The 25,894-nt window shown below is 64.8% G+C and carries 30 protein-coding genes and 1 riboswitch; of the genes, 16 read left to right on the forward strand and 14 right to left on the reverse strand.

All coding sequences use genetic code 11. The features are described from left to right. Nucleotides 1-41: 41 nt before the first annotated feature. The 3 genes from ACNJX8_RS29775 to ACNJX8_RS29785 are packed head-to-tail and all read left to right on the forward strand — an operon-like array spanning nucleotide 42 to nucleotide 2,599. Entirely contained in the window at nucleotides 42-596 is a 555-nt protein-coding gene (locus ACNJX8_RS29775; protein WP_128935286.1) for a nucleoside 2-deoxyribosyltransferase, read from the forward strand. Between the two features lie 28 nt (nucleotides 597-624). Next, a complete protein-coding gene (locus tag ACNJX8_RS29780; RefSeq protein ID WP_439357663.1) occupies nucleotides 625-1,359 on the forward strand; it encodes a TlyA family RNA methyltransferase in 735 nt (244 codons plus the stop codon). Beyond that, a complete protein-coding gene (locus ACNJX8_RS29785) occupies nucleotides 1,352-2,599 on the forward strand; it encodes a class I SAM-dependent RNA methyltransferase (RefSeq protein WP_439357664.1) in 1,248 nt (415 codons plus the stop codon). Before ACNJX8_RS29780 ends, ACNJX8_RS29785 begins: the two co-directional genes overlap by 8 nt. Nucleotides 2,600-2,630: 31 nt before the next feature. Here ACNJX8_RS29785 and ACNJX8_RS29790 read toward each other — a convergent pair whose 3' ends face one another. Genes ACNJX8_RS29790 through ACNJX8_RS29810 form a run of 5 tightly spaced genes read right to left on the reverse strand, consistent with a single transcriptional unit; the run spans nucleotide 2,631 to nucleotide 7,566 of the window. Continuing rightward, nucleotides 2,631-3,482, reverse strand: coding sequence for an ABC transporter permease (locus tag ACNJX8_RS29790; protein WP_128935289.1), 852 nt, complete (start codon nucleotides 3,480-3,482; stop codon nucleotides 2,631-2,633). A 2-nt stretch (nucleotides 3,483-3,484) separates the two neighbouring features. Next, nucleotides 3,485-4,333, reverse strand: coding sequence for an ABC transporter ATP-binding protein (locus ACNJX8_RS29795; RefSeq protein WP_439357665.1), 849 nt, complete (start codon nucleotides 4,331-4,333; stop codon nucleotides 3,485-3,487). Further along, nucleotides 4,330-5,376 (reverse strand): ABC transporter substrate-binding protein, encoded by a 1,047-nt coding sequence (locus ACNJX8_RS29800; protein ID WP_439357666.1) that lies wholly within the window; start codon nucleotides 5,374-5,376, stop codon nucleotides 4,330-4,332. Before ACNJX8_RS29800 ends, ACNJX8_RS29795 begins: the two co-directional genes overlap by 4 nt. Nucleotides 5,377-5,419: 43 nt before the next feature. Further along, nucleotides 5,420-6,634: a CaiB/BaiF CoA transferase family protein gene (locus ACNJX8_RS29805; protein ID WP_249760338.1), complete on the reverse strand. Its 1,215-nt coding sequence runs from the start codon at nucleotides 6,632-6,634 to the stop codon at nucleotides 5,420-5,422. Continuing rightward, nucleotides 6,631-7,566, reverse strand: a complete 936-nt coding sequence (locus tag ACNJX8_RS29810) for a hydroxymethylglutaryl-CoA lyase (protein ID WP_439357667.1) — start codon at nucleotides 7,564-7,566, stop codon at nucleotides 6,631-6,633. Before ACNJX8_RS29810 ends, ACNJX8_RS29805 begins: the two co-directional genes overlap by 4 nt. 86 nt (nucleotides 7,567-7,652) lie before the next feature. On the opposite strand from ACNJX8_RS29810, the gene ACNJX8_RS29815 reads away from it, so the two are divergent. Then, a complete protein-coding gene (locus ACNJX8_RS29815; protein WP_439357668.1) occupies nucleotides 7,653-8,561 on the forward strand; it encodes a GntR family transcriptional regulator in 909 nt (302 codons plus the stop codon). Nucleotides 8,562-8,577: 16 nt separating this feature from the next. Here ACNJX8_RS29815 and ACNJX8_RS29820 read toward each other — a convergent pair whose 3' ends face one another. Then, nucleotides 8,578-9,177, reverse strand: a complete 600-nt coding sequence (locus tag ACNJX8_RS29820; RefSeq protein ID WP_439357669.1) for a hypothetical protein — start codon at nucleotides 9,175-9,177, stop codon at nucleotides 8,578-8,580. A 123-nt stretch (nucleotides 9,178-9,300) separates the two neighbouring features. Here ACNJX8_RS29820 and ACNJX8_RS29825 point away from each other — a divergent pair, with 123 nt between their 5' ends. Continuing rightward, a complete protein-coding gene (locus tag ACNJX8_RS29825; RefSeq protein ID WP_439357670.1) occupies nucleotides 9,301-10,113 on the forward strand; it encodes a nucleotidyltransferase domain-containing protein in 813 nt (270 codons plus the stop codon). A 16-nt stretch (nucleotides 10,114-10,129) separates the two neighbouring features. Further along, nucleotides 10,130-10,903 (forward strand): enoyl-CoA hydratase/isomerase family protein, encoded by a 774-nt coding sequence (locus ACNJX8_RS29830; RefSeq protein ID WP_128943142.1) that lies wholly within the window; start codon nucleotides 10,130-10,132, stop codon nucleotides 10,901-10,903. Nucleotides 10,904-10,915: 12 nt separating this feature from the next. Here the strand turns inward: ACNJX8_RS29830 and ACNJX8_RS29835 are convergent, their stop codons facing one another. Both ACNJX8_RS29835 and ACNJX8_RS29840 read right to left on the reverse strand, forming a co-directional pair. Then, entirely contained in the window at nucleotides 10,916-11,551 is a 636-nt protein-coding gene (locus tag ACNJX8_RS29835) for a hypothetical protein (protein WP_128935297.1), read from the reverse strand. Between the two features lie 177 nt (nucleotides 11,552-11,728). Beyond that, nucleotides 11,729-12,607 (reverse strand): DUF1194 domain-containing protein, encoded by an 879-nt coding sequence (locus ACNJX8_RS29840; protein ID WP_128935298.1) that lies wholly within the window; start codon nucleotides 12,605-12,607, stop codon nucleotides 11,729-11,731. 241 nt (nucleotides 12,608-12,848) lie between these two features. After that, nucleotides 12,849-12,926, forward strand: a riboswitch (Fluoride riboswitch). Nucleotides 12,927-13,076: 150 nt separating this feature from the next. Here ACNJX8_RS29840 and ACNJX8_RS29845 point away from each other — a divergent pair. The 5 genes from ACNJX8_RS29845 to clpS are packed head-to-tail and all read left to right on the forward strand — an operon-like array spanning nucleotide 13,077 to nucleotide 15,822. Next, nucleotides 13,077-14,285, forward strand: a complete 1,209-nt coding sequence (locus ACNJX8_RS29845) for an MFS transporter (protein ID WP_439357671.1) — start codon at nucleotides 13,077-13,079, stop codon at nucleotides 14,283-14,285. A gap of 19 nt (nucleotides 14,286-14,304) precedes the next feature. After that, nucleotides 14,305-14,694, forward strand: a complete 390-nt coding sequence (crcB, locus tag ACNJX8_RS29850; RefSeq protein WP_128935300.1) for a fluoride efflux transporter CrcB — start codon at nucleotides 14,305-14,307, stop codon at nucleotides 14,692-14,694. A 6-nt stretch (nucleotides 14,695-14,700) separates the two neighbouring features. Then, nucleotides 14,701-15,129, forward strand: a complete 429-nt coding sequence (crcB, locus tag ACNJX8_RS29855; protein WP_439357672.1) for a fluoride efflux transporter CrcB — start codon at nucleotides 14,701-14,703, stop codon at nucleotides 15,127-15,129. A gap of 2 nt (nucleotides 15,130-15,131) precedes the next feature. Then, nucleotides 15,132-15,473, forward strand: a complete 342-nt coding sequence (locus ACNJX8_RS29860) for a DUF190 domain-containing protein (protein WP_091893616.1) — start codon at nucleotides 15,132-15,134, stop codon at nucleotides 15,471-15,473. A 43-nt stretch (nucleotides 15,474-15,516) separates the two neighbouring features. Continuing rightward, nucleotides 15,517-15,822, forward strand: a complete 306-nt coding sequence (gene clpS, locus ACNJX8_RS29865; protein ID WP_091893614.1) for an ATP-dependent Clp protease adapter ClpS — start codon at nucleotides 15,517-15,519, stop codon at nucleotides 15,820-15,822. A 3-nt stretch (nucleotides 15,823-15,825) separates the two neighbouring features. Here clpS and ACNJX8_RS29870 read toward each other — a convergent pair whose 3' ends face one another. The 4 genes from ACNJX8_RS29870 to fabI all read right to left on the reverse strand — a co-directional run bounded on the left by ACNJX8_RS29870 (nucleotide 15,826) and on the right by fabI (nucleotide 19,828). Then, nucleotides 15,826-17,016 carry an adenylate/guanylate cyclase domain-containing protein gene (locus ACNJX8_RS29870; RefSeq protein ID WP_439357673.1) on the reverse strand — a complete coding sequence of 397 codons (1,191 nt, stop codon included), beginning with the start codon at nucleotides 17,014-17,016 and terminating at the stop codon, nucleotides 15,826-15,828. A gap of 114 nt (nucleotides 17,017-17,130) precedes the next feature. Next, on the reverse strand, nucleotides 17,131-18,219 hold the full coding sequence (gene aroC, locus ACNJX8_RS29875; protein ID WP_439357674.1) for a chorismate synthase: 1,089 nt from the start codon (nucleotides 18,217-18,219) through the stop codon (nucleotides 17,131-17,133). Nucleotides 18,220-18,343: 124 nt separating this feature from the next. Then, nucleotides 18,344-18,943, reverse strand: coding sequence for a histidine phosphatase family protein (locus ACNJX8_RS29880; RefSeq protein WP_439357675.1), 600 nt, complete (start codon nucleotides 18,941-18,943; stop codon nucleotides 18,344-18,346). A 75-nt stretch (nucleotides 18,944-19,018) separates the two neighbouring features. Then, on the reverse strand, nucleotides 19,019-19,828 hold the full coding sequence (gene fabI, locus ACNJX8_RS29885) for an enoyl-ACP reductase FabI (protein ID WP_128935306.1): 810 nt from the start codon (nucleotides 19,826-19,828) through the stop codon (nucleotides 19,019-19,021). Between the two features lie 171 nt (nucleotides 19,829-19,999). On the opposite strand from fabI, the gene ACNJX8_RS29890 reads away from it, so the two are divergent. Both ACNJX8_RS29890 and ACNJX8_RS29895 read left to right on the forward strand, forming a co-directional pair. Next, entirely contained in the window at nucleotides 20,000-20,488 is a 489-nt protein-coding gene (locus tag ACNJX8_RS29890; RefSeq protein ID WP_091893603.1) for a sigma-70 family RNA polymerase sigma factor, read from the forward strand. 103 nt (nucleotides 20,489-20,591) lie between these two features. Then, nucleotides 20,592-21,362 carry an anti-sigma factor family protein gene (locus ACNJX8_RS29895; protein WP_439357676.1) on the forward strand — a complete coding sequence of 257 codons (771 nt, stop codon included), beginning with the start codon at nucleotides 20,592-20,594 and terminating at the stop codon, nucleotides 21,360-21,362. Between the two features lie 322 nt (nucleotides 21,363-21,684). Here the strand turns inward: ACNJX8_RS29895 and ACNJX8_RS29900 are convergent, their stop codons facing one another. Then, nucleotides 21,685-22,650, reverse strand: a complete 966-nt coding sequence (locus ACNJX8_RS29900) for a DnaJ C-terminal domain-containing protein (protein ID WP_439357677.1) — start codon at nucleotides 22,648-22,650, stop codon at nucleotides 21,685-21,687. Nucleotides 22,651-22,758: 108 nt separating this feature from the next. Beyond that, nucleotides 22,759-23,166: an RT0821/Lpp0805 family surface protein gene (locus ACNJX8_RS29905; RefSeq protein ID WP_164934631.1), complete on the reverse strand. Its 408-nt coding sequence runs from the start codon at nucleotides 23,164-23,166 to the stop codon at nucleotides 22,759-22,761. A gap of 113 nt (nucleotides 23,167-23,279) precedes the next feature. Between ACNJX8_RS29905 and pdxH the strand changes: the two genes are divergently transcribed. The 3 genes from pdxH (at nucleotide 23,280) to ACNJX8_RS29920 (ending at nucleotide 25,844) form a co-directional block, all read left to right on the forward strand. Continuing rightward, complete coding sequence (gene pdxH, locus ACNJX8_RS29910; RefSeq protein ID WP_128935310.1) at nucleotides 23,280-23,921, forward strand: pyridoxamine 5'-phosphate oxidase; 642 nt, start codon at nucleotides 23,280-23,282, stop codon at nucleotides 23,919-23,921. A 38-nt stretch (nucleotides 23,922-23,959) separates the two neighbouring features. After that, nucleotides 23,960-24,712 carry an SDR family NAD(P)-dependent oxidoreductase gene (locus ACNJX8_RS29915; protein WP_439357678.1) on the forward strand — a complete coding sequence of 251 codons (753 nt, stop codon included), beginning with the start codon at nucleotides 23,960-23,962 and terminating at the stop codon, nucleotides 24,710-24,712. Nucleotides 24,713-25,619: 907 nt separating this feature from the next. Beyond that, nucleotides 25,620-25,844, forward strand: coding sequence for a hypothetical protein (locus ACNJX8_RS29920; protein ID WP_439410289.1), 225 nt, complete (start codon nucleotides 25,620-25,622; stop codon nucleotides 25,842-25,844). Nucleotides 25,845-25,894: the final 50 nt, after the last annotated feature.

Genomic DNA, 25,894 nt, shown 5'->3' on the forward strand with positions numbered 1-25,894 from the left:
GTGGCTCACATCTCGATCCAAATTTCTTCGGCTTTACTCCCATGAAGATCTATCTGGCAGGCCCCGACGTGTTCCTGCCGGACGCGGTAGAGATCGGCCGCCGCAAGGTCGATATCTGCACGGCTCATGGCCTTACCGGCCTCTATCCCCTCGACAACGCCATCGACCTCACCGCGCCCGATGTCTCGCGGCAGATCTTTTGCGGCAACGAGGCGATGATGGACGAGGCCGACGCCATCATTGCGAACCTCACCCCGTTCCGCGGGGCCGGCGCCGATCCCGGCACCGTCTACGAGCTCGGCTACATGGCCGGGCGGCGTAAGTTCTGCCTCGCCTATTCCAATGACGGCGCCGTCTATGCCGACCGCGTCGGCCGTTTCATGGACGTCGCCTCCGAGGACGGACGACTGGTCGATGCGCAGGGACTGACGGTCGAGGATTTTGGTCTCGTCGACAACCTCATGATGATCCATGCGCTGGAACTGCACGGCTGCCCGCTGGTGACGCCGGCGCAGATGCCGATCGATGTCTGGCACGATCTCGCCGCCTTCGAGGCTTGCGTCCGGATGGCGGCTGCGCGATTGATCGCTACATAAGCACCTCAGTCGTGCCCATGAGAGCGTGATGCCCCCTGCCCGCAAGCGCGCGGATGTATTGCTGGTCGAGCGCGGCCTGTTCGAGAGCCGGGCACGGGCGCGCGCGGCGATCGAGGCCGGCCTGGTCACGGCTGACGACAAGCCGGTTTTGAAACCGTCGGAGACGATCGCCGAGGACGCGGTGATCCAGGCCGAGCCGGCGCATCCCTATGTCTCCCGCGGCGGCGTCAAGCTCGCCGGCGCGCTGGAGCATTACCCGATTGAAATCGAGGACCATGTCTGCCTCGATGTCGGCGCCTCCACCGGCGGCTTCACCGAGGTGCTGCTGGCGAACGGGGCAAGCCTGGTGTTCGCCATCGACGTCGGCACCAGCCAATTGCATCCCTCGCTGCGCGATCATCCCAAGATCGTGTCGATGGAGGAGACCGATATAAGGTCCTACGAAGGCAAGCGTCTGCCGGCGCGGCCCGATATCGTCGTCATCGACGTCAGCTTCATCTCACTCAAGGCGGTGCTGCCGGTGGCATTGTCGCTGGCGGCGGCACCCATGAGCCTGCTGGCGCTGATCAAGCCGCAATTCGAAGCCGAGCGGAAGCACAACAAGAAGGGCATCATCCGCGACGCCGCCGTGCACCGGGAGATCTGTGACGACATCGCGGCCTTTGCCGCTTCGCTCGGCTGCACCGACATCGAGATATTCCCCTCACCGATCACGGGCGGTGACGGCAACATCGAATTCTTCCTGGGCGCGCGCCGTGGTTGAGCGCCTGACGATTGATCATGTCGGCCATCGCGGCGACGGTGTCTGCCTCGACGTCGGCGCAGCGATCTATGTGCCCTATACGCTTGGCGGAGAGACCGTCGAGGTCGATCACGTCGCGGGCCACCATCCCGACCGCCGCAAGCTGCTCGCGATCGACGTCGCAAGCCCCGAGCGCATTGAACCGTTCTGCCCGCATTTCGGCGTCTGCGGCGGCTGCGCCATCCAGCATTGGGCGGCTGAGCCCTATCACGCCTGGAAGCGCGGCATCGTGGTCGAGACGCTGGCGCAGGCCGGCGTCGATTGCGAGGTGGCGCCGCTGGTCGATGCGCACGGCGCCGGGCGCCGGCGCATCACGCTGCACGGCCGCTTTGGCACGCATGACGTTCTCAAGGTCGGCTTCTCCGCGACGAGCTCGCACGACGTCATTCCGATCCATCGCTGTCCCATCCTCGATCCCGCGCTCGCGGGCGCGATCGACGCCGCCTGGGCGCTGGCCGAACCGCTGACGACCAAGATGCCGGTGACGAAGCCGCTCGACATCCAGGTCACCGCCACCACCAACGGCCTCGATGTCGATGTGCGCGGCTCCGGCCCGCTGCCGACGCCGCTGGTGACCGCGTTGTCCCGCGTCGCCGAGCAGCACCGCCTGGCGCGACTGACGCGGCATGGCGAGCTGGTGCTGCAGCGCCTGCCACCAGCGGTAAAGATGGGCCGCGCTGAGGTGACGCTGCCGCCGGGCTCATTCTTGCAGGCGACCGTCGCAGGCGAAGAGACGCTGGCCGCGCTCGTCGCCGAGCGCGTCGGCAAGGCCAAGGAAATTGTCGATCTCTTCTGCGGCGTCGGCCCGTTCGCGTTGAGGCTGGCCGAGAAGGCGCGCGTGACCGCCTATGACAGCGACGCCGGCGCGATCGCAGCGCTGGCGAAAGCGGCGCGCACGCCCGGCCTGAAGCCGATCAAAGCCCAGCCGCGCGACCTGTTCCGCCGTCCCCTGATGCCGCAGGAGCTGCGCGACGTCGACGCGGTGGTGTTCGACCCGCCGCGCCAGGGCGCCCAGGCGCAGGCGCTGAAGCTTGCCGCAAGCAAGGTGCCCGTCGTGGTCGCCGTATCCTGCAACGCCGCGACCTTCGCCCGCGATGCACGACTGCTCATCGACGGCGGCTATCGGCTGGAGGCGGTGGTGCCGGTCGACCAGTTCCGGCACACGCCGCATGTGGAGCTGGTGGCGCGGTTCAGCCGGTGACGCAACCCGCCCCCCAATTCCGTGCGGACTGCTATGTCGACGGCTCGAATTGCGGTTGCCATCGCAGCAGGTAGGACTGGAGCGAGCGCACCGCGATCGCCAGCAGGATGCCGACGAACATCATGACGAAGATGGCGACCATCATCTCGCTGGCATTGGCCCGCGCCTCGGCTTCGATAATGAGCTTGCCGAGCCCGCGCTCGGCACCGATGAATTCGCCGACGATGACGCCGATCAACGCAAAGGACACCGCCGGCAGCAGCGAGGCGAATACCCAGGCGAGCGCGGAGGGGATCACGACCGTGCGCAGCACGGTGAACTCGCTGGCGCCGAGCAGACGAGCGGCGGCGATCTGGTCGCGGTCGACCGCACGCGTTCCCTCGAAGGTGTTGAAGAACACCACGAAGAACACGACCAGCCAGGCGGTCGCGATCTTGGAGAGATCGCCGAGGCCGAAGATCAGGATGACGAGCGGCACCAGCGCGATGCGCGGGATCGAATTGAATGCCACGATGTAGGGCCCGAATACGCGGGCAAGGAAATCCGAACGGCCGAGGATCAGGCCAGCCGCGATGCCGCTCGCCGATCCGAACAAAAATCCCCACCAGGTGTTCTTCAGCGTGACGAGTGTCGCAAGCCACAGATTGTTGTCGTTGCCCTTGATACAGGCGGCAAAGCCGCTGGTATCGGCAAAGCAGCCAAGCCGCAGGAAGCTCTGCCAGATCAGCGACGGCTTGGCGACGAAATAGGGATCGAGGATTTTCGGCACGTAGGCCTTCGGCAGCAGCGCCTTGCTCCATTCGAAGCCCCACTGCCAGATGACGAGAACGGCCGCGAGAATGGCCAGTTGCCAGAACAGGATGACGGTGCGGCTGTTGGACATGGTCAGTCGGCCCTGGTGCGGCGGAACTCTTCGCCGAGCGAATGCCAGATGTGGGAATAAAGGCGGCCGAATTCGGCGGTCTCACGCACGGCCACGGGATCGCGCGGACGCGGGATGGCGACGTCGAAGTCTTCCTTGAGACGCCCGGGCCGCGCCGAAAGCAGGATGATGCGGCTCGCCAGTGTCAAGGCTTCGCCGAGATCGTGCGTCACGAACAGCACGGTCTGCCGCTCGCGTTCCCAGATCTCCAGCAGCGTCTTGTGCATCTCCAGCTTGGTGTGGGTGTCGAGCGCGCCGAACGGCTCGTCCATCAGCAGGATCTCGGGCTCCAGGATCAGCGTGCGCATCAAGGCGACGCGCTGGCGCATGCCGCCGGACAGCATGCGCGGAAAGCTCTGCGCAAAGCCCGAGAGCCCGGCCTTCTCGACCGCCGAAGCGACGCGCCCTGCGCGCTCGGTCTTCGGCAGTCCCGCGATCTCCAGCCCATAGCCGATGTTCCGCTCCACGGTTCGCCAGGGAAACAGCGTATCGCGCTGGAAGACATAGCCGACCCTGGGGTTGATCTTGCCGGTCTCGACCGTGTCCGCATCGATCAGGATGCGTCCGCCGGAACGCGGCAATAGCCCTGCGACCATGTTGAGAATGGTGCTCTTGCCGCAGCCGGAGGGACCGAGGAGCGCGACGAACTCGCCTTGCTTGACCTCGAAGGAGACGTCATCGACCGCCACGAACTCGCGGCCGGACGCGTTGAAGCGCTTGGCGAGCCCCAGCACGGCAATGCGGGTGCGCGCCGCCGCTGTTTGATCCTCGTCGCGCGCGAGCGCGAGGCCCTGACCTGGCGCGGCGATCATTTGTATTTTGCCCTGGCTGCCTGGAGGAAGCTCATGTCGACGACATCCTCGTATCTGGTCTCGGGAATATCAGTTCCCTTGCGGTACCAGGGCTTGGCGCCACGTTCGAACGCGGGCTTGTCGATGACACCGTCATAGGCCCAGGTCGACTTGTCGAAGCCGAGCTCGACGCTGACCGCGTCGGGATCGATGCCCGAGAAATATTTCGGCGTGACCAGCGCCTGCACCTCGGCGAGCGGCGTCGCCTTCACGAAAGCCATCGCGCGATGGATCGCATTGACATAGGCCTGCACCATCGCCTTGTCCTGCTCGATCGTGTCCTGGAGCGTGTAGATCACCAGCACGGGCAACGTCCCGCCGAAATCCTTCTCGAACACGCCGGGCTTGGACGTGTCGTAGATCGTCCGGCCAAAGCCCTTCTTCTCGACCTCGACGATCCAGCTCGGCGGCGCCATGATGGCGTCGAACTGCTTGGTCTGGAGCGAGGGGAACATGGTGTTGGTCCCGCCGCCCGCGACCCAGTTCACCTTGCCGCCGAGCCCGCGCGCTTCGAACACATAAGTGCCGAACACCCAGGTGCCCGACCCGATCGCGGTCGCGGCGACGATCGGCTTGGCGCCATCGGTGCGCTTGTAATCCGCGAGCTTCTCGACCGAATTGATGCCGGCGTCGTAGAGGTCCTGCCGGACCATGATGCTGGCGTAGGAGCACACCATCTCGGTCGCGAGCAGGATCTTGCAGGGCTTGCCGCGCGCACTGAGCTGGAGCGGGTGGCTGGCATCGCCATGGGCGAACAGCGCCTGCCCCGCCGCCAGGGTCTGGCGACCGAATGTGCCGGCATTGCCGGTGACGAGCTTGGAATCGAGTCCTTCGTCCTTGAAGTACCCCTTCAGCTCCGCGATCATGCCGATGGCATAGACCGGCGACACCGGTCCGAAGGCGAGCGAGACCTGCTTGGCCTCGGCGCGCAGCTGCCCCGGCAGCAGCGATGCGCCGGCCCATGCGGAGCCCGCGATCAGCGCCTGGCGCCTGGTAATGCTCATGTGCTCCTCCTCCCTTGTTTCTTTGTTCGATTGCGCCGATCGGTCAGGACGGCGCGACCTTGATCGTCCCTGCCTGTCGCAGCGTTTCGATCTCATTCGGCGACATGCCGATCTCGCTCAGGATCTCGCCGCTGTGCTCGCCGATCTCAGGTGGATCGTAGCGGTTGGGCAGGCGCCTTCCGTCCATGGAAATCGGCAAGAGCGGCGTCTTGGCCTCGCCGCCGTCAGGCAGCCGAATATCGGTCAGGCCGCCGGACTGGTTGAGATGCGGATCATCGAAGAGATCGCCGGGCTTGTTCACCGGCGCATAGGGCAGATCGAGCTGCTCGAGACGCGCGGCGAGATCGGCCTTGTCCCATTGCTTGAAGATCTTCGCGATCTCGGGGATCAGCCAGCCGCGATGATCGACGCGGTCGTTGCTCGTCGCGAAGCGCGGATCAGTGAGCCAGGCTTCGCGATCGAAGGCGCGACAGAATGCCGCCCATTGCTCTTCACCGACGATGGTGACGAACAGTTTCGAGCCGTCCCTGGTATCGAAGAGATCATAAACCGGCCATGGGCTGTCCTTGATCGAATATGGGATCGAGGGCTGGCCGCTGACCACCTCGCACATCATGGCCTGCGCCATCAGGAACACGTTGTTCTCGTACAGCGCACTCTGGATGTAGCGACCCCGGCCGGTGCGCTGCCGCTCGGCGAGCGCAGCCTGAATTGCGATCACGCCGAACATGCCGCCCATGACATCGTTGACCGAGGCACCGGCGCGCATGGGACGGTCGGGCAAGCCGGTCATGTAGGCGAGGCCACCCATCATCTGCACGACCTCGTCGAGCGCGAGGCGGTTCTCGTAAGGCCCGGGCAAATAGCCTTTGAGCGAGCAATAGATCAGGCGCGGCGCGAAGGCCGCGACGGTCTCGTAATCGAGGCCGATCCGCTTCAGCAGGCCCGGCCGGAAATTCTCGATCAGGACGTCGCTGTTCTCGATCAGCCTGCGTGCGATCGTCTGGCCTTCCGCGGTCGATGTATCCAGCGCGATGCTGCGCTTGTTGCGGCTGTAGGTGGCGAAGAAGCCGGCGGCGGGTCCCTTGAAATAGCGGGTGCGGTCGCCCTTGGGCGGCTCGACCTTGATCACGTCGGCGCCGAGATCGGCGAGGATCAAGCCGCAGCTCGGCCCCATCACCATCTGGCTGAACTCGATGACCCGCAGGCCTGCCAGCGGACGAAGCTCCGATGGCGTCTCGCGCGCAGCCCTGGTCATGCCGCGCTCCGCAGGACCTTGGGGATGCCGGCCTCGTGCAGATGCCCCGTCAAATGTTTTGCCGGGATATGGCGGGCGAGTATCTCGCGCGTCTGCATCAGGCGGTCGAGGTCGATGCCGGTGGAGAGTCCCATGCGCTCCAGCATGAACACGAGATCCTCGGTGACGATATTGCCGCGCGCGCCGGGAGCAAAGGGACAGCCGCCGAGGCCGGACACCGCGGCGTCGAAACGGCGGATACCCGCTTCGAGGCCGGCGACGGCATTGGCAAGGCCCGCACCGAGCGTGTCGTGCAGATGCAGCCGCAGCGTCATTTGCGGCCCGACCTCGCGCCGCACGGCCGCGACGATCTGCCGGATCGATTTGGGCGTCGCATAGCCGACGGTGTCGGCAAGCCCGATCTCGTCGGCGCGGGCTTCGGCAAAAGCGCGTGCCACACGGCACACCGCCGCCTCGCTCACCTCGCCCTCCAACGAGCAGCCGAAGGAGGTGGAGATCGCGCCCATCAGTTGCGGTCGCTCTTCCACCGGCCGGGCGTCGATCGCGGCGCGGACCGCACGAAATCCCTCGATCTGCTCATCGACTGTGCGGCGCACATTGGCGCGGTTGTGCGTCTCGCTTGCCGAGATGACGAAATAGACGGCGTTGACGCCTGCGGCGATGGCGCGCTCGGCGCCCTTCGGGTTCGGTACCAGCGCGCCGATGGTTGCGGACTTGTGCGTGAGCGCATGCGCCATCACTGCGTCGACGTCGGCGAATTGCGGCACGACCTTTGGCGGAACGAAGGATCCGGCATCGATCTCGCGCATGCCGGCGGCGGCGATCGTGTCGATCAGCGCGCATTTGGCTTCGGTCGGAACGAAGATGTCCAGGTTCTGCAGACCATCGCGGGGAGCAACCTCGCAAATGTGGACATCGGGCGCGCGCGCCATCGGGCTCTCCCTATGATTGTATATTGTTGCATAAAAGAACAATCCATGGGACAGTCTGTCAAGCCCCAAAACTTGCGTGCACTGCAATGATCGCATCCGACAGTTCCCGACAGCGCAGCGTCAAAAACGGTTCCGAGCGCGCCGAGCACCTCGCCGGCCTGATCATGGCGCTGGCCCGGCGCGAAGGCATGAAGGCCGGAGACCGCCTGATCGAACAAAGGCTTGCGGATGCGCTGGACCTTTCACGCGCACCGATCCGGCTCGGCCTGAAGGCCTTGGAAGCGGCGGGGCTGGCGCGCGGCGAGCCGCATCGCGGCTTTGTGCTGGCAAAGAACCCCACCAGCGGCGCAGCCCAACCGGCGCTCGCGGCGGTCAGGCGCAACGAGCAGGTTTATGCGACCATCGCAGGCGACGTGCTCGCAACACGGCTACCGGCCGACGTCACCGAGGCCGAGCTGATGCGCCGCTATGGGCTCAGCCGGGCCGAGCTGCAGCGGCTGCTCGACCGGATCGCCGCCGAGGGCTGGATCGCACGTCTGCCCGGCTATGGTTGGCGCTTCGCCGAGACGGTCTCGAACCCCGAAGCCCAAGCCAAGGCCAAGGCATTTCGCGCGGTGATCGAGCCGGCGGCGATCGCGCAGCCGGGCTTTGCGCTGCCGCAGGAGGTGATCGTACGTTTGCGCGAGCGCCAACAACGCGTCTTCGAAGGCGAGCTCGAAAAGATGACGATCGGCGAGATCTTTCACTCCGGCTGCGAATTCCACGAAGAGATCATCCGCGGCGCCGGCAATCCCTTCTTTCTCGAAGCGCTCAAGCGCGTGAACTCGATCAGACGCCTGTTCGCCTATCGCAGCTTCGCCGACCGCGACGGCATGCGACGGCACGTGCGCGAGCATCTGCGCCTGCTCGACGTCCTGGAGACGCGACGCTACACTGAGGCGGCCGACCTGATGGCCCGGCACCTGCAACGCCCGCTGGTGGCGGGCTTGTCGTGATGCCTGTGGGGATTGCTCAGCGACGCAAGCCGCCCAACGCCGGCGACTCGCCGGGCAGCATCGAGGAGTTGATGTCGCTGTCCATGCGTCCCGACTGCTGCTGGATGAAGCCGGCACCGAACGACAGGCTGAGATTGGAGGTCGGCTTGAACTCGACACCCGCGAACGCGCCATAACCGGGCGTGGCGCTGGAGGTCAGCGGCGCCAGCGAGCTGCCGATGCCGTTGCCGAATTTCAGCGTGTCGAAGCCGGCGAAGAACGTGACGGGCATGCCGCCCGCCGTCTTGGTGTTGTAGCCAAACTGCGTGCTGTCATAGGACAGCGCGCTGAAATTGCCGGCCGAGCCGGCCTGATTGAAGCCGCTCAAACCAAAATTGCCGCGCTCGCTGCCGACGAAGAAACCGTTCGCATAGCTGGTACGCCAACCCGCATCGCCGGCATTGAAGCTCGAGAAGCCGCCGTAAGTATCGGAACTCTGCCCGGCACCACCACTGAGGCCGAAAGGCCCGCCGGGAATCCAATATCGCAGCGGCGCAACTTGCGCATGAGCCGGTGCGCCGGTGAGGCAGAGCACGGCGAGAGTTGCAAGAGCGCGTGAACGTGCGAAGTTGAACATCCAGGTTACCGTCGAGAGTTTTGCAAATTATACTCCTCGGACATCACCAATGCCAGCGGTGCGACCGCGCCGACGTCACGGCCCGAGCCTCCCGGAGAGCTGCAACTGATGTCCCCAGATCCCTTGCCCACCCGCCTGACACCCATTCTTGCCGGAGTACCGGGCGTTCAGGCCGTGGTGCTCGGTGGCTCACGCGCGCGGGGTAACGTGCATCCCTCCTCCGACTATGACATCGGGCTGTATTGCTCCAACGCCGGCCCGCTCGATACGGATCGACTCCTGACTGTGGTGAAGGAAATCGCCGACGATCCTGGCGCCACGACCGTGACAAAATATGACGAATGGGGATCGTGGATCGTCGGCGGAGCCTGGCTGTCGGTTGAAGGGCAAAAGGTCGATCTGCTGTACCGTCACGCCGACAACGTCGAGCGCGTCATGGCAGCCTGCCGGAGCGGTACGGTCCTCATGGCCTACCAGCCCGGCCATCCGCATGGCTTCTGCTCGGCCATCTGGATGGGTGAGATCGCGTATTGTCAGCCGCTGCACGATCCGAAGGGTTTGATCGCTCAGCTCAAATCAATCGCACTTCCCTATCCGCAGGCTCTGCGCCGCGCCCTGATCCGGCGCTTCCAGTGGGAAATCCTGTTCAGCATCGAAAATGCCGAGCTCGCGGCGGCCCGTGACGAGCGGACCCACATCGCGGGATGCCTCTACAGATCGCTCGCCTGCATTGCGCAGGTGCTGTTCGCCCTGAACGAACGCTATCTCATCAATGAAAAGGGCGCGCTGCAGGAGGCGGCTGGACTGCCGCTGACGATCCCGCAACTGGAGGAGCAGGCAAACACGGTCTGGCGGCTGATCGGCGACGGTGCCTTTGCGCCCGCTTGTGAGGCCTTGCGCAGGATCGACCGGCAGTTGAAGGTGCTGACATCTTAAAGGTATGGAGAATCCGGTGACATCGGATAGTCCCGTCACTTACGAACGTGCAGGCAACATCGCCCGCATCACGCTGCGCCGCCCGCCCGTCAACGCGCTCAGCCTCGAACTCATCCGCGCGGTGGTCGCGGCGCTCCGCCGCGCCGCGGACGATCCCGAGGCGCGCGTGGTCGTGCTGGCGAGCGCTATCCCTAAGCGCTTCTCGGCGGGCCTCGATCTCGACATCCTGCTCGGCAAGCCCGGCGCCGAGATCCGCGAATTCCTCCAGGCGCTCTATATCGACCTCTACGACGCGCAGTATCGGCTCGGCAAACCGTCGATCGCCGCCGTCGGCGGTGCGGCGCGGGGCGGCGGCATGACCATGGCAGTGTCCTGCGATGTGGTGCTGGCGGCCGAGAGCGCGACGTTCGGCTATCCCGAGATCGACGTCGGCGTCATCCCGGCGATCCACTATGCCCATCTGCCGCGGATCGTCGGACGTCACCGCGCCTTCGAGCTGCTGTTCACCGGCCGCGTCTTCAGCGCCGCGGAGGCGCGCGAGCTCGGCGTGGTCAACCGCGTCGTCGCCGATGCGGAGCTCGAGGCCGAGGTCGCAAGGCTCGCGGCGCAATTCGCAGGCAAATCGGCCGCAGTGCTGCGGATGGGCCGCGCCGCCTTCATGCGCCAGATCGATCTCGACTATCGGCGCAGCATTGCAAGCGCCGTCGACGATTTCTGCAATGTCGCGACGTCGGATGAGGCGCAGGAGGGCTTGAGAGCGTTCGTGGAGAAGCGGCCGCCGAAATGGTGAGGACGGCAGCCTTCAGGCGGTCTTGTCGACCGAAGACGAGGAGTCCGCCGGCGGATATTTCGTCACCGGCACCATGAAGGATTTCGTGCCGACCTGGTAAATGATCTTGCCGTTCTGCCCGTCATCGGTTGCGATCTGCGCCTGGCCGAACATGATGACGTTCTTGTAGACGGTGCCGGTGCCCTGGCGGGTGACGCCGTCGGTGGTGACGCTGACCTGGGCTTCCTTGCCGTTGACCGAGAGCACCTTGAAGCTCGCGCTCTTGCCGTTATCGCTGGAATAGCCGCCCCAGCTTCCCATGAGGCGGCTGTCGGAAGCCGGCGGGTCCTGCTTCTCGAGGTTCGCGGTCTGCTTGCCAGCGCCGCCCACCGAGAACAACAGCACCATGCTCTTGCCGTCCTTGGTGCCGACCGTGACCCCGCCGAACGTGATCAGCGAGCCATTGACCTCGGCAAAGCCGCGCTCGGTATGCCCGTTATGGGTGTACTCGACCTGCGCCCGGGCACCGCGGATGTTCACGACCTTGAAGCCGACGGGCTGGTTGTTGCCCACCCAATTGCCCTTCCATTCACCGAGCAATTTGCTCTGGTGAAAGACCCGCTCATTGGCGGGCGAAATCTGGCTGGTGCTCGACGTGACGATGGCCATGGTCTGCTCGGTGGACGGGTTCGACGCACCCGCTCTCGTTCGTGCGCCCGACAGCAACGTCAAAACGGCAGTCGGAAACGAACTGAAACAACCGGATTAGGGCCATGTGCCGGTTAACGAGCGGTTAAATTCAACCGTCGGGCGAGATGAGGCGAAAGGTCCCAACGGGGTACGCTATCAGCGACCCCAGCGGTCCGACCAGATCTTCTCGCCGATCATGCAACTGACGCGCGGCTCCTTGTCCGCAACCCGCATCACGGGGCGCTCCGGCATGCGGCCAGCGACCTCCATCAGCAGCTTGGTGCGGATCGCTTCCTTGAACTTGTCGCGGTCCTTGATCGTGATGACGAAAGAGCCGGGACCGCCGATGACGCAGTCCTCATAGTAGAAGTCGAGATTGTCGATATCCATAGTCGAATAGGACGGCTCCTTGACCATGATCGGCAGACCGTTGATGACGATGCCCTTCTCGAGCGCGGCATCGCGCGCCACCGTGACCGGTGTGCCATTGTTGTTGGGGCCGTCGCCGGAAATGTCGATCACGCGACGCAAGCCCCGATATGGATCCTCGTCGAACAGCGGCATCGCAAACATGATCGCGCCGGAGATCGAGGTGCGCGAGGCACGCCGGATCGGCGTCTTCAAGATCTCGGCGGCGACCGCATCCGCGGTCTCGGGGCCGTCGATCAGGCGCCAGGGGATGATGATCTTCTGGTCGCTGGAGGCGGCCCACTCGAAATAGGTCACGGCGATCCGGCCGTTCGGACCGAGCTTCAGCGCCTGGAGGAATTCCTTGGACTGGATCGCCTGCGCATAGCCTTCGCGCTGGACCGCGAGCTCGTCCATGTCCATGGAGTAGGAGACGTCGACCGCGAGGATCAGTTCGACATCGACCGTCTGTGCATCCTTGTCGGCAGCCAGCCGCTGCGGCTGATTTTGAGACGATTCAGATTTGGGCGGCTCAAATTTAGGCCCTGGCGCCGCGATGCCCGCGACGTCCCCTCCGGCAAGCACGCCGGCCACCAGCACAGCCCCGATCGAGAACAGCAAGCGCATCGCAGCGGTCTCCCGTCGTATGACGCGATGGTGACATGCAATCGCCTTGCCGCAAAGTGCGAAGATCGCTTGCGCTTCACATTCGAGTTAGGATCGCCGCTGTGTTGCCTCGCTTCGAGTGACTGGAACACGCAGCGAGACCGCCACCGTCGTTCCAGAGCTCGCGCGAAGCGCGCAGAATGACGCCTAGGGACAGCGCGGCCGGCCCACTTGTCCGGCGCAATTTCCATGCTAGGCTGGATGCACAGATGGGGATGGAGTCCCCCGACAACCGCCCGGCGGTCGATGATCGTACTGGGCTGATGACTCCTGCTTGAGGTGGGGCAATCTTTGAGCCTCTGCCTTTGGTGGGAGCATGGACCAACCCGCCGATGGCGGGTTTTTTGTTGCCTGATGGCGAAGGCAGGAAACTGGGCCAGCAAGCCAAGGCCAGGAGAAAGTCAAGCCAAGGCCAGGAGAAAGTGAAGACGTGACCACGACGACACCGAATGCTGCGCGCGCCTCGCTGCCCAGGGGAATCTGGGTGCTCGGCTTCGTCTCGATGCTGATGGACATCTCCTCCGAGATGATCCATGCGCTGCTGCCGGTCTATCTCGTCACCGCGCTCGGGGCCTCCACGCTCACGGTCGGCTTCATCGAGGGCATTGCCGAGGCGACCGCCTCGATCACAAAGATCTTCTCCGGCGCGTTGTCGGATTGGCTCGGCCGCCGCAAGCTGCTCGCCGCGCTCGGCTACGGGCTCGCCGCCTTCACCAAGCCGCTGTTTCCGCTCGCCCCGAGCGTCGGATGGCTGGTGGCGGCGCGCTTCATCGACCGCGTCGGCAAGGGCATTCGCGGCGCGCCGCGCGATGCGCTGATCGCCGACATCGCGCCCATCGGTCTGCGCGGCGCGAGCTTTGGCCTGCGGCAATCGCTCGACACCATCGGCGCCTTCGTCGGGCCGCTCGCGGCCATCGGCATGATGTGGTGGACAGCTGACAATTTTACGATCGTGTTCTGGGTGGCGGTGCTGCCGGCCTTTCTGTCCTTCGGCCTGATCGCCTTCGCCGTGCACGAGCCGGAGCCGGATCCGAACCGCAAACCTGCAACGAACCCGCTCAATCTTGCCGCGATGCGGCAGCTTGGGGCGGTCTACTGGCGCGTCGTCGCGGTCGGTGTCGTGTTCACGCTCGCGCGCTTCAGCGAGGCCTTCCTGATCCTGCGCGCGCAGAACATCGGGCTCAACCCGATGTGGGTGCCGGCGGTGCTGGTGCTGATGAACGTCACTTATGCGCTGTCGGCCTATCCCGCCGGCGTGCTGTCGGATCGAATCAACCGGACCGGCCTGCTCGCGCTCGGTCTGATCTTCCTCGCCGGCGCCGACCTCGCGCTGGCACTGCTCCCGAGCCTTGCAGGCCTCGCGCTCGGCGTCGTGCTGTGGGGGCTGCATATGGGGCTGACGCAAGGCCTGCTCTCGGCGCTCGTCGCCGATGCCGCGCCGCCGAGCCTGCGCGGCACCGCATTCGGCTATTTCAACCTGTTCACGGGTCTGGCCCTGCTGGCTGCGAGCGTGATCGCCGGCGCGTTGTGGGATGCCTATGGTCCGGCAGGCACGTTCCTGGCGGGGCTCGGCTTTGCGCTGATCTCGCTCATGGGGCTGCTTGCCGTCAGGAACGGTCTGGCAGCAGAGCGAAAATGATGACGGGGAGTTTTTCGTCGTGCTGAGTGGGGTGCTTGCGATCATGATGGGTAGCATGCTTGGCGGCTGTGCGCGCTATTTCGTGTCCGGCGCGATCGCGCGGCGGTTGGGCGAGACGTTTCCGTGGGGCACCATGACCATCAACGTCACCGGCGCCTTCCTGATCGGCATTTTCGGCGCGCTCGCGACCCATCCCGGCTCGGCCTTCGCCGCGCCCACCCCCTGGCTGTTCGCGGTGACCGGTTTTCTCGGCTGCTACACCACGGTGTCCTCATTCAGCCTGCAAACCCTGACGCTGGCGCGGAGCGGCGAGCCGCTCTCCGCACTCGGCAATGTCGTGCTCTCGGTCGGGCTGTGCCTTGCGGCCGTCAGTTGCGGCTTCCTCCTCGCGGACAGGCTTGGAGGATAGAAGCGCATGGCCGTCCCCTCCTCCGCCGAGCGCTGGCGTAGCGCGATACTCTACGCTTGGGTTGCCGCCGGCAGCATCGTCGGCGGACTGACCCGTTATCTGGTCGGTCTCGCGTTCGACACCGGACCGGGCTTTCCCTTCGCTACGCTGTTCATCAACGCCACGGGATCGCTGATCATCGGCTTCTACGCGACGCTGACCGGCCCCGACGGCCGCATGCTGGCGCGTCCTGAGCACCGGCAGTTCGTCATGACCGGGTTCTGCGGTGGCTACACCACGTTCTCGACGTTCAGCCTGGAGACCTTCCGCCTCCTCCACGGCGGCATGAAGTACACGGCACTTGCCTATGTCGCAGCGTCCGTCATCTGCTGGCTGGTGTCGGCGTGGCTCGGGCATATGATGGCGAGCCGCTACAACCGCTTGACAAGGAGTTGATCATGCAAATCCCCGCTCAGGCCGTTTTGCTCCGGATCTTCATCGGCGAGAGCGACCATTTCGACGGCAAGCCGCTCTATGAAGCGATCGTGATGACGGCACGCGAGCGGCACCTCGCCGGCGCCACCGTGCTGCGCGGTCCGATGGGCTTCGGCAAATCGAGCCGGCTCCACACTTCGAAGATCCTGCGACTTTCCGAAGACCTGCCGCTGCTGATCGAGATCGTCGACAGCGAGGACAACATCAACGCATTCCTGCCCATCCTTGATGGCATGATGTCGAGCGGCCTGATCACCTTGGAGAAGGTGCAGGTCCTGCAATATGGTGCGAAGGCCGCGAGTTGATCGCTCCAGCAGGAACCCGAGCCCGCCGTGTCTGGGAGGCGGAATGAACGATACCGTTACCACACCGAAAACCAGGACGAAGACCAAGGTCGAGCGGCCGCGGCTGCACAAGGTCATCCTGATCAACGATGATTACACGCCGCGCGAATTCGTCACCATGGTGCTCAAGGCCGAATTCCGCATGACGGAGGATCAGGCCTACAAGGTGATGATCACCGCGCACAAGCTGGGCACCTGCGTCGTCGCCGTGTTCACCAAGGACGTCGCCGAGACCAAGGCGACGCGTGCCACCGATGCCGGCCGTGCCAAGGGCTATCCGCTGCTGTTCACGACCGAGCCGGAGGAATAAGGCTCAGCCGGCCATCGCGTGCGTTTCTTCCGCCAGCCCGTACACGCGCTGTGCCTTGGAAAATCCTGCGATCGGAAATTCGCCGAGTTCGTGCCAGTTGTGGTGGCAGACATTGGCAAAACCTTCCGAGGCGACGACGGTCCGCCCCAGCCGCCCCGTGATCTTCTCCAGCCGGGCCGCGAGATTGACGGCGGGGCCGATGCAGGTGAAGTCCAGCCGGTTACCGCCCCCGATATTGCCGTAGAGGATGTTGCCGATGTGCAGCGCGACGCCAAAGCGGAAGCGCTCGACGACATCGCCGACCGGAAACGCGAGTTGCTCCACGCTGGCGCGCGATTCACGCGCCGCCTCCAGCACGCGCGCGCAGACATGGGCGGCATCGCCAACATATTCATCGATCGGAAACACTGCGAGCAGGCCGTCGCCCATGAATTTCAGCACCTCGCCGCCATGACCCCTGATCGCGGTGACTTGGCAGTCGAAATAATGGTTGAGGATTGCCACCACCGTCTCGGCCGGCAGCCGGTCCGACAGCGCGGTGAAGCCGCGCAGGTCCGAGAGCCAGATCACCGCCTGCATGGTGTCGGTGTGGCCACGGCGGATCTGGCCGCCGAGAATGCGTGCGCCAGCGCGGTTGCCGACATAGGTGTCGAGTAGCATCTCGGCGGTGCGTCGCAGGCTGATGATCTCGCTGACGCGCGCGAGCGGCGCTATGATGCTTCGGATCGCCGCGATGTCGTCGTCGCTGAACCCGCCGGGATGCTGCGTGATCCAGCTCGTGGCGTGGATGGAGCCATCGAGAAAAGGCACCGGCACGGCAATATAGTCGGTCGCGCCTTCGGCGCGCATGTCGTCGAGGAACGGAAATCGCTTGCTGTCGGGATCGTTCGCGCGTCCCCTGACCTCCACCCCCTGCTCGAACACGATGCGGAGCGGGCTGCGGGCGAATTCGGGCGTCTCCAGGATCTCGAAATCGACGCTGCCGATTTCGACCTCCCCACCCTGCCGCCAGATGAAATTGCGGCCGAAGATTTCCGGATGCAGCGTGCGGATGAAGATGCCGAACCGCCACAGCGGCAGGCCGGCCGCGACCAGACGTTCGCAGAAATCGGCGATCATCTCGGCCGGCTCTAGCGACGACCAGGCACCGCCGATCAGCCAGTTGCAGATGCGCTGGAGCTCGGAGCTGTTCATGCCCGCATTTGCGGACGAAGTTGTGGGCCCGTCAAGCTGCGCGGTGGGCTAGTACCGCGACAGGGCGCGTTATCGGCGGTGTGCTCACCTCTCCCTACGGGAGAGGTGAAAAAACTAACGTCCCACCTGCCCGCGATCGCGCAGGAAGTGATCGGCCAGCACGCAGGCCATCATGGCCTCACCTACGGGGACGGCGCGGATGCCGACGCAGGGGTCATGGCGGCCCTTGGTGACGATCTCGGTATCAGTGCCCTTGCGATCGACGGTGCGGCGCGGCTGGAGGATCGACGAGGTCGGCTTCACCGCAAAACGCACCACCACCGGCTGTCCGGTGGAGATGCCGCCCAGAACGCCACCGGCATGGTTGGAGAGAAAGCGCGTGCCGTCATTGCCGGTGCGCATCTCGTCGGCGTTCTCTTCGCCGGTCAATTCGGCCGCGCCGAACCCGGCGCCGATCTCGACGCCCTTCACCGCGTTGACGGTCATCATCGCGGCCGCCAGATCGGAATCGAGCTTGGCATAGATCGGCGCGCCAAGGCCCGCTGGCACGCCTTCGGCGACGATTTCGATCACCGCACCGATCGAGGAGCCGCTCTTGCGGATACCATCGAGATAGGTCTCGAAGAACGCAGCTTTGTCCTTGTCGGGACAGAAGAATGGATTTTTCCCGATCTCGTCCCAGTCCCATTTGGCGCGGTCGATCTTGTGCGGACCGATCTGCACCAGTGCGCCGCGCACCTTGACGTCGGGCAGCACTTTTCGCGCGATCGCGCCGGCGGCAACGCGCGTGGCGGTCTCGCGCGCCGAGGAGCGCCCGCCGCCGCGATAGTCGCGCAGGCCGTACTTCGCCTCATAGGTGAAGTCGGCATGACCGGGGCGAAACTTGTCCTTGATCTCGGAATAGTCCTTCGAGCGCTGGTCGGTGTTCTCGATCAGGAGCCCGATCGGGGTGCCCGTCGTCACCTGCACGCCGGTCTCCGGATGCGCCATCACGCCGGACAGGATTTTCACCTGGTCCGGCTCCTGGCGCTGGGTGGTGAAGCGCGACTGGCCGGGCCGACGGCGGTCGAGATCGCCCTGGATGTCGGCCTCGGTGAGCGGGATCATGGGCGGACAGCCGTCAACCACGCAGCCGATCGCCACGCCGTGGCTCTCGCCGAAGGTGGTGACGCGGAACATGTGGCCGAAGGTGTTGAAGGACATCCGTCTCTACTCGTCAGTCAGTTCTGACTTGTGGTGGTAACGCGGGGGAACACCCGGGTCAAACACACACTCGGTCATTCCGGGGCGATGCGAAGCATCGAACCCGCAATGACCGCGTTCCAGGCTAACTAAACTTCTCCAGCCGGCGGTCGCGGAACACGTAGACGGCGCCTTGCTCGATATAGAGCTCGGCGGCACCGGCGGGGGTCTCGATGCCCAAAGCCACCATCAGGGCCCGGCAAGTGCCGCCATGGGCGACCGCGACGGTATCGACCAGAAGCGACTCGTACCAATCGAGCATGCGCAGCTGCACAGCCGCATAGGTCTCGCCGCCGATTGGCGCGACCGTCCATTTGTCGGCGAGGCGCCTTGCATAGATCTCGGGATCGGAGGCCTCGCTTTCGGCCAGGGTCAGCCCCTCCCAGGTGCCGTAGCCGATCTCCCGCAGGCGGTCGTCGAGCGAATAATCGGCAAGCGGCAGTTCAAGCTTGCGGCGCACCAGTTCCATGGTCTGGCGCGCACGCCCGAGCGGGCTCGACACGTAGGGCAGCGCCGCCTTGTCCTTGCTGTCGCGCCTGAACAGATCGGCCAGAACCCCGGCCGCGTGCACGGCCTGCCCGCGGCCGCGTGCATTCAGCGGAATGTCCTGGGCGCCCTGGAGCCGCCCGAGCGCGTTCCACTCGGTCTCGCCGTGGCGCAGGAAGTAGATCGTGGGCACGGGCATGCGGTTCGAAGGCTAGTCTTCTTGTTCGAGCATGATCTTACCGGAAAACCGGTTCCCACTTTTCCGGATCATGCTCTACCCGCCGAGTGAGATATCCGGCGCGTCCGGGCGCTTCATGCCGAGCACGTGATAGCCGGAATCGACGTGGTGCACCTCGCCGGTCACGCCGCGCGACAAGTCGGAGAGGAAATACAGCGCGCTGCCGCCGACGTCTTCGGTCGACACGTTGCGACGCATCGGCGCGTTGTATTCGTTCCACTTCAGGATATAGCGGAAATCGCCGATGCCCGAGGCGGCGAGCGTCTTGATCGGACCTGCCGAGATCGCGTTGACGCGGATGTTCTTCTCGCCGAGATCGGCGGCGAGATAGCGCACGCTGGCTTCCAGCGCGGCTTTCGCCACGCCCATGACGTTGTAATGCGGCATCCATTTCTCGGCGCCGTAATAGCTGAGCGTGATGAGCGAGCCGCCGTCGGTCATCAGCTTCTCGGCGCGCTGCGCCACCGCGGTGAACGAGTAGCACGAGATCAGCATCGACTTCGAGAAGTTCTCCTGCGTGGTGTCGACGTAGCGGCCGTCGAGCTGCTCGCCATAGGCGATCGCGTGCACCAGGAAGTCGATCTTGCCCCACTTCTCCTTCAGCACCGCGAAGGCGGCGTCGATGGTGGCGGCATCCGTGACGTCGCAATGGCCGAGCACGAGACCGCCGACCTCCGCGGCGAGCGGCTCGACGCGCTTCTTCAGCGCATCGCCCTGATAGGTGAAGGCGAGCTCGGCACCGGCCGCGCGGCATGCCTTGGCGATGCCCCAGGCGATCGATCGGTTGTTGGCAACGCCGAGGATCACGCCCCGTTTGCCCTGCATCAGACCTGAATTCTGCGCCATTTTTTCAACGTCCCATCGAGCGGGTTAAGGTCTGGAGGTACACCAGCCCTCCTTCGCGGTACAGTCCTAATACGCGGCGTTAACGCTGTTTCGAGCGCCGGAATAGCCGTTTCATTCGGGTGTTATGATCGTTGTGGCGCTCGCGCCGAATACCGGGACGTGAAAACCGCAATGAATGCGTTTCGCCAGAGTGTGGAAACCATGATCCCGGCGTTGCGCCGCTATGCCCGCGCACTCACGCGCGACGCGGATGCGGCCGACGATCTGGTACAGGATACGTTGGTACGCGCGCTTCGTTCTGAGCGTCTGTTCCTCGGGGGCGACGTCAGGAGCTGGCTCTACACGATCCTGACCAACCTCAACAAGAATCGGCGGCGCTCACTGGCCAGGCGGCCGCAATTCATGCCGCTGACGGAGAACAATCCGGATGCCAGCGGGACCGAGGCCGAAGGGCGCGACATCGAGAAGGCGCTGGCGACGCTGGTCGAGGAGCAGCGTTCGGTGCTGCTGCTGGTGATGCTGGAGGGCATGAGCTATCGCGAGGTCGCCGACATTCAGGGCGTGCCGATCGGCACCGTGATGTCGCGCCTGGCGCGCGCCCGCGCCCACGTCAAAGCCTCGCTGGAGGGCGCGCGCCCGGCGCTCAGGCGGGTGAAATGATGGCAGGGCTGATGCATTGCGTGTTGTCCGCCCACATGCCGATGGAGCGGGCGACGTTAAGCCACGAAGGACATTTTGGGCCGCAGAGCCAGAGACGACCGATATGAACGACCGCAACATTCCGATCACCGAAGACGAGCTGCACGCCTATGTCGACGGCGAGCTGCCGGCCGAACGTCGCGCCGATGTCGAGGCCTGGCTTGCCGCCCATCCTGACGAGGCCGAGCGTGTGCAATCCTGGCGCGCCATGGCTGAGATGCTGCACGCCCGCTACGATGCCGTCGCCCAGGAGCCGGTGCCGGCACGGCTGGAGCTCGAGCGGCTGGAGCGCCGACCCCGGCAATGGCTCTATGGCGCCGCCGCGGCTGTGCTGGTTGCTTTCGTCGCCGGCGGCACGACCGGTTGGATCGCGCATGGCGCCGCCAACGCGCCTTCGACCTTCCAGAGTTTTACGGCGGACGCACTCGACGCCCACCGCCTCTATGTCGTCGAGGTCCGCCACCCCGTCGAGGTCGGCGGCAACGAGCGCGACCATCTCCAGGCCTGGCTGACCCGGCGCTGCGGCTGGACCGTGTTCGCGCCGAACCTGGAGGCGAGCGGGCTGAAGCTCGTCGGCGGCCGGCTCTTGCCGGGGCCGAAAGGTCCGGCGTCGTTCCTGATGTATGAGGGCGCCTCGGGCGAGCGGTACACGATCTACACTGCCAAGACCGAGAATGGTGCGACGCAGATGCGCTACGCCCAAACGGACAAGGACGGCGCGCTGTTCTGGGCCGAGCGCGGCGTCGGTTACGTCGTCAGCGGCGGCGCCGACCGCGACCGGCTGACCAAGGTGGCGCAGGCCGTCTACGACCAGGCAGAGAAGCACGGTACCTAGACAACCCCTGCAAGCGCGATGCCTCGATTCCGACATCGAAAATTTGGAATCAGGACATCGGCGCGTCTCAGAATCGCACCGGATGATCACGCGAAAATGAGCAGCGTTCGATCCGCCGATCGACGCAGGCGGCCTCGATTGGGGTTTTTGGTACCGCGCTGGTCCCCCTCTCGAGGCCGCACCTTCTTATCGGCTGCCCCGCCGGACAGTCGACGCGCCTCAAACGTCAGCGTTGAAGCGCTACCGCGCTTCAGGCGCATGTTGAGCATCATCCTTTCGGGAAGAGAATGCTCCGATCGTCGAGGCGGCCTCGGATAGCGCCCTAGCCGAGCCCGCTACGCGGATTGTAGGGATGTTGGTCCCGCCACTTTTCCATCAATGTCTCAAGCTCGGCATCGTTCCCGTCCGGTAGCATAATCCTGATGACGACGAAGAGGTCTCCGGCTCCGCCGGCCTTCGGCAGCCCCTTGCCCTTGAGGCGGAAGGTTCGGCCGCTGGATGTGTTTTTAGGGACCGAGAGCTCCACGGCATTGCCGAGGGTGGGGACGCGGACCTTGCCGCCGAGCACCGCCTCGTAGAGCGTGACCGGCAGATCGATCCGCAAGTCCGTGCCCTCGACCTTGAAGTGGGGGTGGGGCGCGATGTTGATGGTGATCAGGAGATCGCCGGGCGGATGGCCCTGTGCGCTCTCGCCCTGCCCTCGCAGCCGGATCTGCTGGCCTTCGGTGACACCGGCCGGAATCTTGACGTTCAGCTCCTTGCCCGTGGGCAGCCGGACACGCTTCTCGCCGCCCTTGACCGCCTCTTCCAGAGAGACGGACATGGCAACGTTCACGTCGAGATCGAGCCCGATCCCGCCGGTGTCGAAGTCGAACTGGGCGCCGCCCCCGGCCCCGGGCCGCGCGCCACGCATCCCACCGCCGAACATGCTGTTGAGGATATCCTCGAACGCGCCGCCGCCCGGGCTGGCACCCGCACCGCCGCTCCGGAACGTATAGCTCTCGAACCCGCCGGGGCCCGCGCGCCCGCGCGGCCCGCCGCCCCCCGGAAAGCCCTGGAAGCGCGGCTTGCCCTCGGCGTCGATCTCGCCGCGGTCGAACTGCTTGCGCTTGTCCTCGTCGCCGAGAATCTCGTTGGCCGAGTTGATCTCGGCGAAGCGCTCGGCGGCCTTCGGGTCACCCTTGTTGCTGTCGGGATGATGCTTCTTGGCAAGCTTGCGATAGGCGCTCTTGATGGCGGCAGCGTTGGCGCTCCGCGGCACCCCCAAGACCTCATAGGGGTCGCGCATCCGTCACGTCTCCTTCACGGAATCGAATTGTTCAAAGGGCTCCCCGCCCCACCTGCGGATCATGTGGGGAGAGAGTGGCATTTTTGCAACTAGGGCCCGCGCCGGATCCTAGCTCCGCCACGGCTTTAGCGTATGAATCTCCCAACGGCCACGGCTGCTTTGGCAGCCGGCGCCCTGGAGCCAGCTTTCGGTATTGCCGTTGACGTAGCTCGCCAGAAAGTCGCGGCACTTGCGGCCGTCCTCCGCGGCATAGGATTGGGCGATCGGGGTGACCGAGCCCCGCGCCCCGGTCTCCGGATTCTCCCAGTGCTGGCTGGAATCCTTGTCGCCCTTGCTGAGGACGTCGGAGGCGGCGTTGCGGGCGAAGGCGAGATCGGTCTCGGTCGGCGGGGCGTCCTTCGCCGGCCGCGCGATCGATCCGGTCAGGTCGCTGTCGTCGGCCTTGGCATAGGCACTGCTGTCGTTGCGCGAAAAGCTGCAACCGCCGGCACCAAGCCCGATTAGAATCATCGTCATGACGAAGCCGGACGGACGGATCACCGATAGGCCAACGCGTCCCCATGCCCTATATAGGGCGGTAGCGGACAATAGCGCGTTTTGGGCCGCGGGACGCAACTCGGACTCCAGACATGACCGACACGACATCGATGAAACACCAGACACCCTTAACATCCGGTGATTTCACCGCCGCCGACGAGCCATTTGCGTTGTTCGAGTCCTGGCTGAACGAGGCGATCAAGAGCGAGCCGAACGATCCGAACGCGATGGCGCTCGCGACCGTCGACCCCGACGGGCTTCCGGACGTGCGCATGGTGCTGATGAAGGGTTTCGATACCGAGGGTTTCGTCTTCTACAGCCACATCGCCAGCCAGAAGGGCCGCGAACTCGCCGCAAATCCTAAGGCAGCATTACTTTTTCACTGGAAGTCGCTGCGCCGTCAGGTCCGCATCCGCGGCAACGTGACGCCGGTGACCGACGCCGAGGCCGATGCCTATTTCGCCACCCGCCCCAAGCAGGCCCAGATCGGCGCCTGGGCGAGCAAGCAATCCGAGGCGCTGGAGAGCCGCTTCGCCTTCGAGCAGGCCATCGCTAAAGTCGCGGCCAAATACGTCATCGGCGAAGTGCCACGGCCGCCGGGCTGGAGCGGCTGGCGCATCACGCCGGTGCGCATCGAGTTCTGGCACGACCGCCCATTCCGCCTGCACGACCGCATCGAATTTCGCCGTGACGCGGCCGGCCAGAAATGGTCCAAGACGCGGATGTATCCTTGAGCCTTGTCTTTAGCTTTGGGCCGACCTGAAAGATGTCCATGCCACATTCGTCCAATGTGCCGCGTCGTACGCTGCTCCTGACCGGGGCCAGCCGCGGCATCGGCCACGCCACCGTGATCCGTTTCTCCTCGGCCGGCTGGCGCGTCATCACCTGCTCACGGCATGCCTTCCCGGAGGACTGCCCGTGGGATGCAGGCCCCGAGGACCATATCCAGGTCGACCTCGGCGATCCCGGGGATACGGCGCGCGCGATCTCCGAGATCCGCCGCCGGCTCGAGGGCGGCACGCTGCATGCGCTGGTCAACAACGCCGCGATCTCGCCGAAGGGCGCGGGCGGCGCGCGGCTCGGCTCGGTCGACACCGACCTCGACACCTGGACGCATGTCTTCAACGTCAACTTCTTCGCGCCGATCATGATGGCGCGCGGGCTGATCGAGGAATTGAAGGCGGCTAGGGGATCGGTCGTGAACGTCACCTCGATCGCGGGCTCGCGCGTGCATCCCTTCGCGGGTGCCGCCTACGCGACGTCCAAAGCCGCGCTCGCCGCGCTGACGCGCGAAATGGCTTCCGACTTCGGCCGCATCGGCGTGCGCGTCAACGCGATCGCGCCCGGCGAGATCGACACCTCGATCCTCTCGCCCGGCACCGAGAAGATCGTCGAGCAGCAAATCCCGATGCATCGCCTCGGCACGCCCGACGAGGTCGCCAAGATCATCTACGTGCTGTGCACGGACACGAGCTCCTACGTCAACGGCGCCGAGATCCACATCAACGGCGGCCAGCACGTTTGATCCGTTCTTGTCGCTGCGCGGCAATGACGGAGCAATGGGCGATCTCGTCGGCAACCAACCCGCCTCTCGGTTTACAGACACGGCTTCGCATTCTCGCGGCGTATTACGCCCGAGCTTTGCTTCATCTCTCCACCCTCGAAGCCAAGAGGGCGCAGGGAAGGCCGGGTGCTGACCTGGCACCCGCGGTCCGCTGCGCGAAAAGCACACGCAGGAAGAACCGCACAGCAGCATACAGGTGTAGCCAATCACTCGGCCTTCCCTGCGCGATGGTCGGACGGCGTATGCCGAGCTCTCCCGGGAGCCGAGTTCCTTCTGGCCTCCCTCACGCCTGCGAAAGTCACCGGCACCGCGCCGGTTGACGCGATTGCCGCATTCGCAAGAGCTTGACCGTAGCAACGACGGCCAGGACCACACGGTTTTGCCGTACGCACGGCCCGCCATTTCGCCGCAGTTTTCCCAGCCTCGTCGACGGAGCCGGAAACTTACAGGCGAGACGAACCTGACAGCGCCGTCCGTCCGCACAAAGCCCTGGGCTCACGGAGAGCAATCCGCCCTGCCCTGGCTGTTCGCGCCCGACGCTGCTGCGTCCACCGCAAGCCCGGCTCGCGAAACATGACGACCACACGATCGCCCCTCAAGGATGAGCCGGGATGGGCGACACATACGACAAATCCGAATTTCGGTAAAGCGGAATATTTTTGCACCAGCCTCTTGACAGCGATTGTTGCCGTCGCGCGGTGTTTTGCAGGACGGACAAACGTGACCATTTTTGGACACGCTCAATTCAGCAGAATTTTTAGCGTTGCATGTTTTCTTGTTTACAACCTCCTAGGGCCGCGGCTAGGTACGCCCGGAGGTGGTGGAGGACGGCTGATGCCTTTCCCGGTGCCTCTTATGTGAGGAAGCTATGCTGTGTGTTTTGCAGATCGTGGGCCGGCCGCTTGAGACCGGCATTGCTGACCAGCTGACCGTTCCCTTCTATCGAAAGGAAGTATCGGATGATGGGCGCGAGCAGTTGTTCTACGATGTCGCTGATGCATCGAGCCGTACTGAGCTTATGAGACAAATCAAGCAGTTCATCGCCGAAATAGGGAGGGCTTTGCATACGCGCTTCAGCACCCAGGTGAAGTAGAAGCCCCGAATCTCGACGTTGGAATCATCATGGATGGACCGCCGGTAAAA

This window comes from Bradyrhizobium sp. SPXBL-04, assembly GCF_051853035.1.
GTDB classification, from domain to species: domain Bacteria; phylum Pseudomonadota; class Alphaproteobacteria; order Rhizobiales; family Xanthobacteraceae; genus Bradyrhizobium; species Bradyrhizobium zhanjiangense.

What these genes read in the sequence shown, in the direction of transcription:
- ACNJX8_RS29905 (WP_164934631.1), bottom strand. Translation starts at nt 23,166, where the DNA reads ATGACGATGATTCTAATCGGGCTTGGTGCCGGCGGTTGCAGCTTTTCG.
- ACNJX8_RS29775 (WP_128935286.1), top strand. Translation starts at nt 42, where the DNA reads ATGAAGATCTATCTGGCAGGCCCCGACGTGTTCCTGCCGGACGCGGTA.
- ACNJX8_RS29835 (WP_128935297.1), bottom strand. Translation starts at nt 11,551, where the DNA reads ATGGCCATCGTCACGTCGAGCACCAGCCAGATTTCGCCCGCCAATGAG.
- ACNJX8_RS29815 (WP_439357668.1), top strand. Translation starts at nt 7,653, where the DNA reads ATGATCGCATCCGACAGTTCCCGACAGCGCAGCGTCAAAAACGGTTCC.
- pdxH (WP_128935310.1), top strand. Translation starts at nt 23,280, where the DNA reads ATGACCGACACGACATCGATGAAACACCAGACACCCTTAACATCCGGT.
- ACNJX8_RS29870 (WP_439357673.1), bottom strand. Translation starts at nt 17,016, where the DNA reads ATGAACAGCTCCGAGCTCCAGCGCATCTGCAACTGGCTGATCGGCGGT.
- clpS (WP_091893614.1), top strand. Translation starts at nt 15,517, where the DNA reads ATGAACGATACCGTTACCACACCGAAAACCAGGACGAAGACCAAGGTC.
- ACNJX8_RS29915 (WP_439357678.1), top strand. Translation starts at nt 23,960, where the DNA reads ATGCCACATTCGTCCAATGTGCCGCGTCGTACGCTGCTCCTGACCGGG.
- ACNJX8_RS29800 (WP_439357666.1), bottom strand. Translation starts at nt 5,376, where the DNA reads ATGAGCATTACCAGGCGCCAGGCGCTGATCGCGGGCTCCGCATGGGCC.
- ACNJX8_RS29890 (WP_091893603.1), top strand. Translation starts at nt 20,000, where the DNA reads ATGAATGCGTTTCGCCAGAGTGTGGAAACCATGATCCCGGCGTTGCGC.
- aroC (WP_439357674.1), bottom strand. Translation starts at nt 18,219, where the DNA reads ATGTCCTTCAACACCTTCGGCCACATGTTCCGCGTCACCACCTTCGGC.
- ACNJX8_RS29840 (WP_128935298.1), bottom strand. Translation starts at nt 12,607, where the DNA reads ATGCGCTTGCTGTTCTCGATCGGGGCTGTGCTGGTGGCCGGCGTGCTT.
- ACNJX8_RS29920 (WP_439410289.1), top strand. Translation starts at nt 25,620, where the DNA reads ATGCTGTGTGTTTTGCAGATCGTGGGCCGGCCGCTTGAGACCGGCATT.
- ACNJX8_RS29805 (WP_249760338.1), bottom strand. Translation starts at nt 6,634, where the DNA reads ATGACCAGGGCTGCGCGCGAGACGCCATCGGAGCTTCGTCCGCTGGCA.
- ACNJX8_RS29880 (WP_439357675.1), bottom strand. Translation starts at nt 18,943, where the DNA reads ATGCCCGTGCCCACGATCTACTTCCTGCGCCACGGCGAGACCGAGTGG.
- ACNJX8_RS29900 (WP_439357677.1), bottom strand. Translation starts at nt 22,650, where the DNA reads ATGCGCGACCCCTATGAGGTCTTGGGGGTGCCGCGGAGCGCCAACGCT.
- ACNJX8_RS29895 (WP_439357676.1), top strand. Translation starts at nt 20,592, where the DNA reads ATGAACGACCGCAACATTCCGATCACCGAAGACGAGCTGCACGCCTAT.
- ACNJX8_RS29860 (WP_091893616.1), top strand. Translation starts at nt 15,132, where the DNA reads ATGCAAATCCCCGCTCAGGCCGTTTTGCTCCGGATCTTCATCGGCGAG.
- ACNJX8_RS29820 (WP_439357669.1), bottom strand. Translation starts at nt 9,177, where the DNA reads ATGTTCAACTTCGCACGTTCACGCGCTCTTGCAACTCTCGCCGTGCTC.
- ACNJX8_RS29795 (WP_439357665.1), bottom strand. Translation starts at nt 4,333, where the DNA reads ATGATCGCCGCGCCAGGTCAGGGCCTCGCGCTCGCGCGCGACGAGGAT.
- crcB (WP_439357672.1), top strand. Translation starts at nt 14,701, where the DNA reads ATGGCCGTCCCCTCCTCCGCCGAGCGCTGGCGTAGCGCGATACTCTAC.
- ACNJX8_RS29780 (WP_439357663.1), top strand. Translation starts at nt 625, where the DNA reads ATGCCCCCTGCCCGCAAGCGCGCGGATGTATTGCTGGTCGAGCGCGGC.
- fabI (WP_128935306.1), bottom strand. Translation starts at nt 19,828, where the DNA reads ATGGCGCAGAATTCAGGTCTGATGCAGGGCAAACGGGGCGTGATCCTC.
- ACNJX8_RS29790 (WP_128935289.1), bottom strand. Translation starts at nt 3,482, where the DNA reads ATGTCCAACAGCCGCACCGTCATCCTGTTCTGGCAACTGGCCATTCTC.
- ACNJX8_RS29810 (WP_439357667.1), bottom strand. Translation starts at nt 7,566, where the DNA reads ATGGCGCGCGCGCCCGATGTCCACATTTGCGAGGTTGCTCCCCGCGAT.